The 10,269-nt window shown below is 55.3% G+C and carries 6 protein-coding genes; 3 read left to right on the top strand and 3 right to left on the bottom strand.

Annotated features, from left to right (window positions below; all coding sequences use genetic code 11):
- Nucleotides 1-720: 720 nt before the first annotated feature.
- Nucleotides 721-1,167, top strand: a complete 447-nt coding sequence (locus WA429_RS20050; protein WP_228196497.1) for a hypothetical protein — start codon at nucleotides 721-723, stop codon at nucleotides 1,165-1,167.
- Between the two features lie 83 nt (nucleotides 1,168-1,250).
- Here the strand turns inward: WA429_RS20050 and upp are convergent, their stop codons facing one another.
- Nucleotides 1,251-1,901 (bottom strand): uracil phosphoribosyltransferase, encoded by a 651-nt coding sequence (upp, locus tag WA429_RS20045; protein ID WP_068520042.1) that lies wholly within the window; start codon nucleotides 1,899-1,901, stop codon nucleotides 1,251-1,253.
- 388 nt (nucleotides 1,902-2,289) lie between these two features.
- Nucleotides 2,290-3,390: an SPOR domain-containing protein gene (locus WA429_RS20040; RefSeq protein WP_287466398.1), complete on the bottom strand. Its 1,101-nt coding sequence runs from the start codon at nucleotides 3,388-3,390 to the stop codon at nucleotides 2,290-2,292.
- A gap of 775 nt (nucleotides 3,391-4,165) precedes the next feature.
- Between WA429_RS20040 and WA429_RS20035 the strand changes: the two genes are divergently transcribed.
- Nucleotides 4,166-6,358 (top strand): methyl-accepting chemotaxis protein, encoded by a 2,193-nt coding sequence (locus tag WA429_RS20035; protein ID WP_287466397.1) that lies wholly within the window; start codon nucleotides 4,166-4,168, stop codon nucleotides 6,356-6,358.
- A gap of 79 nt (nucleotides 6,359-6,437) precedes the next feature.
- Here WA429_RS20035 and pepN read toward each other — a convergent pair whose 3' ends face one another.
- On the bottom strand, nucleotides 6,438-9,077 hold the full coding sequence (gene pepN / locus WA429_RS20030; protein WP_287466396.1) for an aminopeptidase N: 2,640 nt from the start codon (nucleotides 9,075-9,077) through the stop codon (nucleotides 6,438-6,440).
- 416 nt (nucleotides 9,078-9,493) lie between these two features.
- On the opposite strand from pepN, the gene WA429_RS20025 reads away from it, so the two are divergent.
- Nucleotides 9,494-10,165, top strand: coding sequence for a response regulator (locus tag WA429_RS20025; RefSeq protein WP_101247610.1), 672 nt, complete (start codon nucleotides 9,494-9,496; stop codon nucleotides 10,163-10,165).
- Nucleotides 10,166-10,269: the final 104 nt, after the last annotated feature.

Below are 10,269 nucleotides of genomic sequence, written 5' to 3'. Positions count from 1 at the left end.
CTGCACATTTTGGTGGTTACCACAAATCAATCTGATCAAAGACCAAATCGATCCGTCGTCTCCAGGATGCACAGACTTTAGCGCCATAACGCTGCCCGCGCATCCCTTCCTGCTTATCAACAATGTCAAAGAACTTAAGGACCGAAGCCCTTAACCGTCCAGTCCGCGTCGCCGCATTCGCTAGCGCCGCACCCCGTCGGTGGAGGCGGGTTATAGGGCCCTAGTGCGGGGCTGTAAACACCTTTTTGTTAAAAAAGTGCATTTAATCGCATTTTTTACAAATTGCTTTGAATTTCAAAGTGATAGCAAAATCACGACATCCAACCTGCGCAATCCCGCCACGCCCCCTGACAGACCACGGGTTGAAAAAACGCGCAAAACCCGGCTTTTCGCCCCTGCAAAATAGTCAATCAGACCCACGACGGCCCGAAATACTGCCGGGCTGATTCGCCCACACCCGATAAATTAGCGCCAAAACGCGGCAAATTCTTTGATCTGTGACGCAGCGCGGCAATGTTGATCCCGATATAATATATATGTGACTTCTATATACGGTCGGGAAAAGGACGCGAAAGGCTGCATCGCGGCTGCTTGGACAGCCTGCCCAACAAAATGGTGCAAAAGCGAATATGTGAACCTTTCCTTTACATTATGCCGTAATGATAGGCGCAGATATCCATGCCCGCATGATGAAGATGGGCATCAGGGGACCGAGGGAAGATGATGAGACTGCGACAATATCTTATTTGTGCCGCTGCGATTGCGGGGCTTTCATTGGCCGGATGTTCCGGAACCAATCTGGTTCCCAATACCGCATCAGGTGGCAGCAGCGGCAATAAAGGCGGCCAGCCGGTTCCGTCCTTCACACAGTTCACCGATATTCCGATGCCTTCGAACTCGTCGCTCGACATGGATCGAAGCATTATCTTTGGCGCCTCTGACGCCTGGCACGGACGGCTTGTGCTGAATTCCGGCGGAACACAGGCGCAGATGTATGATTTTTACGAACGTGAAATGCCCAATTTCGGCTGGAGCAAGGTCACGGTCGTGCGCGCTGATATTTCGGTCATGGTCTATGACCGCGAAAATCGCGTCGCAACGATTAAGCTTACCGGCGGTTCGTTTGCTGGATCCGTTGTTGATATCACGGTATCGCCGAAAGGCTGATCCACCGGGTCTCACAAATCAGCAAAAAACAAAGGGTGCCAGTTGGCACCCTTTTTTCTTAGGCATTCATGCAAGCTGCGCGATCAGCGCGTTCCGAACAGTCGGTCACCGGCATCACCAAGGCCCGGCACGATGTAAGCTTTTTCATTGAGCTTTTCATCAAGGCCGGCGGTGTAGATCGGAACATCCGGGTGCGCATCCTGGAAGACTTTGACACCTTCGGGTGCTGCAACCAGCGCCATGAACCGGATATCCTTGTCAGCAACGCCATATTTGTTGAGCGTGTCGATCGCCGCCACCGCCGAGTTGCCAGTCGCCAGCATCGGATCGACAAGAATAAAGGTACGGCCTTCGATTTCCGGCAATTTCACCAGATATTCGACCGGCATGTGGGTATCGGGATCACGATACAGACCGATATGACCGATACGAGCTGAGGGCATCAGTTCAATCAGGCCGTCTGCCATGCCAGAACCGGCACGCAGGATCGGCACAACAGCCAGTTTGCGCCCCTGAATGACCGGCGCCTTCATCGGGCAGATCGGGGTCTGGATATCTTCATAGCTGACAGGAAGCTCACGGGTGATCTCGTAGCCCATCAGAAGCGCGATTTCCTTAAGCAACTGGCGGAAGGTTTTGGTCGAGGTATCGACCTTGCGCATATGGGTCAGTTTATGCTGGATCAGCGGGTGGTCCAGAATGTGGAGATTGGGGAAATCTGTTGGGGTGCTCATATCTTGCCAGCCATCCTGTCTTGGGCGGCAGCCGGGATAGGCGGCTGCCTTTCTGTATTTCTGCTCTGGGCGTACCGCCTAAAGGCTTTATCCGGTGAAGGCAAGTAGAATGCCGCAAACAGTGGACAAAAACAAACCTGTTAACGCCAAATTCGCCAAATCGCCCCTGCCCCGGCCCGCCCGCTTGCCAATCTGCCTGTTCGCCTGCCCGACTGCTGCCTGCCCGCACAGTCGACCAAGATGCAACGCGCGGCCCCTGCCAGATCATGCCACACCCCTGCTGTGAACCGGCTCGCCTTTGCAGAGGACCTGATCGGCCCATGGGCCAAACGCAAAACGGGGCGATACAATATTGTATCGCCCCGTTTGTAACCAAAGTCCCGGCTGATCAGTCGACTTCGCGATCATTGGGTTCGGCCCGGACCGGGAACCCGTCAAGCGCGTGGTCCTTTTTGATTTTGGCGGCATCATCACGGGCCTGTTTCAGGGTGGCATATTTGCCGATCCGCACATAATACCAGGCCGAATCATCGGCGGCACCGCGCACGACAACCGCGACCTCAAGGCCCTTTTTGCGCAGCTCCTCAGCCCGCTGGCTGGCATTTTCATGAACCTTGAAGGCCCCGACCTGTACCGAGAACGGCGTTTCACCGTTGGTGGCGACTTCGGCCTCGTCATTCTGTGTTGCTGATGTGCGCGCCGCCGTTTCCTGTTTGGCAGGAGCCGCCGGGGCATCTGGGGCAGCATCAGCCTTGGCCGGTTCGGAAGAAGCAGAGTTTTCCCCCGCGGCCTGATCATTCGTGCCCTGAGCCGTCGCAGCAGAGCTTTCCACCGCCGGTGCTTCGGGCGCGTCAGGTGCGGCCGGAGCTTCACCGACTTCGCGAATTTCCGGCGCAGAAAGCGTTTCACCATCACGCGCCGTATCATTTGCCGTCATCTCGGAAGCCGCCCCGCCCGCGTCATCCGATGCGGCTTCGTCGGAATTTTCAAGGGCAGCACTGCGCTGGGCAATCAGATCCCCGACCGGGTCATCGCTGCTTTCGGCGATTTCGGCAACCGTTTCAGGGGTGGTTGTCGGGCTTTGCGGTACGGGTTCGGAAACCACGGCCGGTTCATCCGGCTCGGTTGCGAGCATTTCAACCGGTGCCTTTTCAAGGGCGGCATTGGTAGCGCCGTCATCGGAATCCATAAACAGTCCGGCCCCGACCAGCATCCCGGCAAAGAACAAGACCAGGCCAAGCATACCGGCCCCGGTAACAAGACCAAGAAGGGTTTTGCGATCCATATCAGCTATCCGTGCATTAAAGTTTTGCCGATCACCGGTGCGACGTCCGTCACGCCCGTTGCCATCACCATGCCCGTCACGCCCATAGATAAAGGCCGGAAGCGGCGCATCCTTTTGCCCTGATTCCGGTTCGGAATCGGGTTGCGGGGTCGCACGCAGATCGGGTTTGTTGGTTTGGTCTTCGCCAACCATGAACTTGGCCATCCTTCACGACATCATTGTGATCATGATTTTGTAACCGCCAGCACGTTTATAAAACGCTAAAGCCGTTCAATCGGCGACACACGACCATATATAAATATAAAGGAAACGCCCGCACGGCATGTGAGCCGCGCACGACCTGTGATGATGGATGATGGGAGAAACCGGGATAAAAAAAGGGGGACTGGTATGTTCCCCGGCATTGTCCCGCACAATAAACCGGATACCAGCCCCCTCGAGTGAGAGAGATCGACCTTCGGGGAGAGAGAGTCCCGAAGATAAATGGTCATCAGGCACGCCATGTCAGCCTGAAGACCGGTCACAAACGACATTGCCGTCTGCATTTGACAAAGACAGTCATAGACCATCGAAAATCTAATTGCAAACGATTATCACACACATTCGCATATTTTTTTCCGAAATTTCAAAACACTGACTTTTAACGCGTCAGAACGGACACCATTTAAAGGAGAATTAGCCCCCGCAACCACATACAAATTCCTGATTTTTCCGCGGGTTTCGGCAGTTTTTAACAACTAAAAGATTGTTTTCCGAATTAAGCTCTGTTTGGATCAGGGAAACTACTCATAAGAAGTAGCCAGGTGGGAGCGAGACACCGACACAATACAAAAAACAAAAAACGGTTTGCTCTGGAGTGATGAATATGACGGGAGACAAGGCCGCAAAGACGGCTATTTCAGGAGGTGCAACCAGCCTTCTGACGTTACGGCGCATTTTGCTCGTGACGGGCTTACTGGTTTCAGGTGCTGTTACATGGATGCTCCTTTGGACGGGAGATACCTATCGCAATTTTGCCATCGAGACGCTGAACAACTCGGTCAGTGGCACGGTGAATTTCTTTGTCGGTTCGCGGGTGGCAACCGACTATGCAGACAAGATTACCCCGATTGCCAATGAATGGTCGCGGCTTGGCAGTCTGGTGAAAAGCTATCAGGAAAACGATCAGACTCGCATGAAGGCAGAACTTGATATTCTGTCAAATGCCCGCGAGGTGGTTCAGGGTGACCTGACACTGATTGATGCGATTGCCTATGACACCGATTTCAACCAGCTTGCAACGTCAAAGGCCAATCTTGGCGCCAGTGTGACTGATGATCCGGACGTCAAGGCGTTCCTGACCGGACGTGACAAGGGCGAAGCCCGCAAACCGGCCAGTTTCATGTGGACCACGCCCGACGGGCGACCGGTTTTCAGCCTGATCCTGCCGGTCGGGGGCTTCCGCGCAGTCGGTTTCCTTGAAGTCATTACCGACCCGCTGCCGACACTGGCAGGCATTGGCAAGGTTCTGGGGGGCAATTTCCAGATTCTCGACAAATCGGGGACGGTGCTGTTTGAAAGCCTTGAAGATGGCGAAGCCAGCGAAGGCGGCACTGCCATCACCCAGACAGAAGACACGGCCGATGGCGAAACCGCCGAAAATGCCCAACCGGCAGACGCGGGCACAACACCGGCCGACACCGGCGAAACCCACCGCGCGGCTGTTGATGTCACCATCAGCGACGGGCGCGGCGGCATCTGGGCCGAGGCGGTATTTGATCGCGACATTTCCGATTTCTATGCCCAGACCGACGATTTGCGGGCCCTGTCGATCGAAATCCTGATTGGTGTGCTGCTTGCAGCCTGGGTGGCCGGGTGGCTTCTGTTGCGGACCACCGTGTTCCGCAATCTTCGGGCATTCTCGCGCGCAATGACGTCAATTTCGGAGGGCGACACCAATGTCGATCTGCCGCAGGTCGGCAGCGACGAAATCGGCGATATGAAAAAGGCCCTGATTGCGCTTAGGGAATCGGTGCGCCAGGCCCTGATCCTGCAAAACATGGTCGAACATACCCCGACCATGACCGCACTGATCACCCCCGATGGCAAGGTCGGGTATCTGAATGCCAGCGGGCAGGAATATGTCGGAGCCCCGGCAAGTTCGCTTTCGGGCGACTTCCTTGAACTTGGAGCAGACTTCCAGAGCCGTCTGTCCAATCCGGCCAACCTGCCCTTTACCGAGATCATCCAGAACAAGCGTGATTATCTCGAAATCCTTGCCGCACCTGTGCTGGACAAGGATAACGCGCTTTTGGGCACCATGCTTGCCTGGAATGCGGTGACGGAACGCGAGGAAAGCAAAATCGCCGTCACCGAAATGATGGCCGAAGTTGCCCGCGTTGCCCAATCGGTAACCGAGCAATCAGAAGGCCTTCTGGAGCTGGCAAGCGAACTGACCGATCAGTCGCAAAATACGGTCCAGCAATCGGGCGGTGCACTTGATGTATCGCGCGAGGCGGCATCAAACACCCAGAATGTTGCCACCGCCGTCGAGGAACTTTCATCCTCGATCGCGGAAATCAACCGTCAGGCCACCGAGGCATCCGATGTGACCGGCCGGGCACAAAAAGAAGCCGAGGAAAGCCAGCGCAATATCGGATCACTTGAAAAGGCAAGTTCGGAGATCGGATCGATCATTGATCTGATCAACGATATCGCGCACCGCACCAAGCTTTTGTCGTTGAACGCAACGATCGAGGCCGAACGTGCCGGTGAACTTGGCAAGGGCTTTGCCGTGGTAGCCAACGAGGTCAAATCGCTTGCCGATCAGACCGCAAACGCCACCGGGCAGATTGGTGATCTGACCACTGCGATCCAGCAGGAAGTTCAGAAAGCCGCCCATTCCATCAGCACGGTGGGTGACGTTATTCATCAGGTCAATGACATCCAGTCGACCATCACCCAATCGGTTGATGAACAACGCCGTGCGACAAGCGAGATTTCCGAAAACGTCCAGCGCATCGCCGAAGGTGCCGGGTCGATGGATGAGATGATCCGGTTCGTGAATGAAGGCGCACTTGGCACCGGGCGCAATGCCCAGGACCTTAATACCGCAAGCCATCAGCTTTCCGAGATGGCGCGCAATCTTTCTGATCGTATGCGCGAATTCAGCGAACGCATGAAACTGACCTGATCAGGAAACCAGACCGGATCAAGACAAAGGGCGGCCCCGCAAGGCCGCCCTTTTCGTCAGGTGTCGTCAAAGCCGGAAATTAGCTGGCGATTGATTTCGACGCGATTTCATAAAGATCGCGCGAGATTTCCGGTTTTGCCAGAACCCGCTCAAGCGCCTGTTTCATCAGGCGTGCGCGATCGGCATCATATTTCGCCCATTTGCCAAGCGGTGCGCACAGGCGTGCGGCCACCTGCGGGTTGATATCATCCAGTTCAATCAGACGATCGGCATAGAATGCGTATCCCGATCCGTCCTTGGCGTGGAAGGCCCGCGGGTTGGCCATGGCAAAGGCCCCGACCAGCGACCGGACCTTGTTCGGGTTGCGCATGGTAAAGGCCGGATGGCTCATCAGATCCTTGACGCGGGCAAGCGTATCATCGCGCGATGACATCGCCTGAAGCGCGAACCATTTATCCAGAACCACGCCATCCTTGGCAAAGCGGGCTTCGAAATCGGCAAGTGCCTCGGCCCGCCCCGGATGATCCAGATGGTTCAGCACCGAAAGTGCGGCCATCTGGTCTGTCATATTGTCCGCGGTACGATACTGTTCGGCGGCAAGATCGGCATATTCCACCTTGTCGCTTGCCACCAGATAGGCCAGCGCCGTCGCGCGCAAGGCACGCTGACCAGCAGATGTTGCATCGGGGGTAAAGGCCGCGTTTGAGCCATTCTGACGATAGGTCGCATCAAATTCCGCCAGCAGGCCAAGACCGATCCGCTTGCGCAGGGCCTTGCGGATTTGATGGATGGCTTCGGGGTTTGCCGGCTTGCGCTGTTCGGACAGGAACTCTTCGCCCGGCAGCGCCAGCGCATCAGCCCGGAAGGCCTTATCAAGGTCTTCATTGCAAAGGGTGGCCCGCATCGCATCAATAAAGGCCGCGATGCTGTCGCCCTGCCCGTCCAGTGCGGCATTGGCATCCCCGCCATTCTTTTCAAATTCGGTGATGGCCGCCAGCATCAGGCGGGTTGCATATTTCTGTCCGGCTTCCCAGCGGTTGAACGCATCGGAATCATTGCCCATCAGGAACACCAGTTCATCGTCGGGCTGATCGGTCATGACATTGACCGGTGCTGAAAAACCGCGATTAAAGGAAACAACCGGCTTTTCCGATACGCCGTCAAAGACAAATTCCTGACTTTCCTTGGTCAGCTCCACGGTCTTTGCCACCAGATCCGATCCGTCCGCCCCCAGAAGACCGACCGAAATCGGCATGTGAAGCGGATATTTGTCCGGCTGTCCCGGGGTCGGGTCGGTTTTCTGTGACACGGTCAGAGTGAACTGCTTGGCATCAGTATCATATTCGCCCTGCCAGGTCAGCTCCGGCGTGCCGGCCTGCGAGTACCAGCGTTTGAGCTGAGTGAAATCGGCGTCATTGGCGTCTTCCATCGCCTTGGCAAAATCATCACATGTCACGGCCTGACCATCATGGCGATCAAAATAAAGATCGATCCCCTTGCGATAGCCATCGGGCCCCAGCAGCGTATGCATCATGCGGATCAGTTCCGCGCCCTTTTCATAGACCGTGGCGGTATAGAAATTGTTGATTTCCATATAGCTGTCCGGGCGCACCGGATGGGCCAGCGGCCCGCCATCTTCGGGGAATTGGCGCGCACGAAGCTGCGCGACATCCTTGATACGCTGTACCGGGCGGGACCGTTGATCGGCCGAGAATTCCTGATCACGGAAAACGGTCAGGCCTTCCTTAAGGGACAACTGGAACCAGTCACGGCATGTCACGCGGTTGCCCGACCAGTTATGGAAATATTCGTGGGCAACGATCGATTCAATCAGTTCATAATCGGTATCGGTTGCCGTGTCGGGCTTTGCCAGAATGTATTTGGCATTAAAGATATTGAGGCTTTTGTTTTCCATCGCCCCCATATTGAAGTCCGACACCGCCACGATATTGAACAGATCAAGGTCATATTCCAGACCATAGACATCCTCGTCCCACTTCATCGAGCGGATCAGGCTGTCCATCGCGTAATCGCAGCGGTCTTCATTGCCATGTTCAACAAAAATGCGCAGCGCAACCTTGCGCCCGGAACGGGTGACAAAGCTGTCTTCGACACAGGCCAGATCACCGGCAACCAGCGCAAACAGATAGGACGGCTTGGGGAACGGGTCTTCCCACACCGCGAAATGACGCCCGTCATCAAGATCGCCACTGTCAATCAGGTTGCCGTTCGATAGCAGAACCGGGCAGCTTGCCTTGTCGGCATTGATCGTCACCTTATAGGTCGCCATCACATCGGGGCGATCCGGGAAATAGGTAATGCGGCGGAAACCTTCGGCCTCGCACTGCGTACAGAACGCGCTTTGCGAAACATAAAGCCCTTCGAGGCGTGTATTGTTGGCCGGTGAAATCTGGGTTTCGATTTCGGCAATGAAATTTGCCGCCGGTGCGGCAAAGCGCAGACCTTCGGCATCGACGGTAAAGTCGCTTGAGGCCAGACGATCACCATCAAGGGTCACCGAAAGCAGTTTCATGTCCTCGCCATGAAGGAAAACTTCGTCGCCCTTGCCGGTGCCGCGCGCAGGATTCGCAGCCACAAACAGCCGTGATTTGACATTTGTGACGTCCCGTTCGAGATCAAAAACCAGTTCGACCTTTTCTACAAAAAAGTCAGGTTCTTTATAGTCTTTACGGTGGATCACTTGCGGCTGTTCAGACATTTCTGTGTCCTTTTTCCCTTGGGCTGCGCGGTTTTGGAACGGATTGTATAAATTCGCCAATATTGCAGCGCAGTGTCGTTTGTCAGAACTGAATTTCGGTCATTCGTTTCACTGATAGGATAAATTTCATTTTTCCTCAAATGCGGAGTTTACGGCACCGATTTTAGTATGCATAATCCCAAACGGTGGCGCGAGGGGGGCCAAAGTTTCACATTTCGTGGGGCGAGAGTGATCTTTGGTTTCCCTCAACCTTTCTGCCGATGATCCTTGCGGGCAGTTGGGCGCTTTCCGGGTCGCACCCGCACCAAAATCAAAATTATCCCAACATTTTCTCACCTAAGACTTTGTGAGTTCCGATTGATCGGGATAGAATAATTGCGACCTGTCGGGGAAATAACGTCCAGGGGAACTCGCCAATGACCGAGACATTCCAGATTCTGATCGCTGATGACCATCCGCTTGTCCGCGGTGCCCTGAAACAGTCATTAACAACAGAGCTGGATAACGTCACAGTCTATGAAGCCGGCAGCCTGTTTGAAGCCATCGAACAGATCGAAGCCCGCAAAGGCGATATCGACCTTGTTCTGCTTGATCTTCATATGCCGGGCATGAACGGCTTTACCGGCCTGTTTTCATTGCGCGCATCCTATCCCGACATTCCGGTTTCCATCGTTTCGGCCAGCCAGGAACTGCCGGTTGTCCGCCGTTCCATCGAATATGGCGCATCGGCCTTTGTCCCGAAATCGGCCCCGGTCGATCAGATCGGGTTGGCCGTCAAAACCGTTCTGGATGGTGGCATGTGGATGCCCGACTGGGCGCGCGAAGCCATGGAAAACGGCCCGGCTGATGACGAGGCCACGGGCCTTGCCGAAAAAATCGGACAACTTACCCCGCAGCAGCTTCGCGTTTTGAACATGCTGACCGAAGGCAAGCTTAACAAGCAGATCGCCTATGAGCTTGATGTGACCGAGGCCACCGTCAAGGCCCATGTATCGGCCATCCTGCGCAAACTGTCGGTTCACAGCCGCACCCAGGCGGTGATTATCGCCCGCGAACTTCAGCTTCAGGAACCGGCCATCGACGCCTGATTGCCGGTTCGCATCATGCCGGGTTCAGGAACCTCTGGCGTGGCGGCACGTTTAAGCAGATAGTTCTTTATCTGCGGGCACAGTCCCGAACAAACGGGAGACCA

Source organism: Thalassospira sp. CH_XMU1420-2 (genome assembly GCF_037029325.1).
GTDB lineage: Bacteria > Pseudomonadota > Alphaproteobacteria > Rhodospirillales > Thalassospiraceae > Thalassospira > Thalassospira povalilytica.
Note: the sequence above shows the minus strand (reverse complement) of the source record. Positions and strands in the feature narration are given on the sequence as shown.

Coding starts and splice junctions, on each gene's coding strand:
- WA429_RS20035 (WP_287466397.1), top strand. CDS start 4,166: ATGCTCCTTTGGACGGGAGATACCTATCGCAATTTTGCCATCGAGACG.
- upp (WP_068520042.1), bottom strand. CDS start 1,901: ATGAGCACCCCAACAGATTTCCCCAATCTCCACATTCTGGACCACCCG.
- pepN (WP_287466396.1), bottom strand. CDS start 9,077: ATGTCTGAACAGCCGCAAGTGATCCACCGTAAAGACTATAAAGAACCT.
- WA429_RS20025 (WP_101247610.1), top strand. CDS start 9,494: ATGACCGAGACATTCCAGATTCTGATCGCTGATGACCATCCGCTTGTC.
- WA429_RS20040 (WP_287466398.1), bottom strand. CDS start 3,390: ATGGCCAAGTTCATGGTTGGCGAAGACCAAACCAACAAACCCGATCTG.
- WA429_RS20050 (WP_228196497.1), top strand. CDS start 721: ATGATGAGACTGCGACAATATCTTATTTGTGCCGCTGCGATTGCGGGG.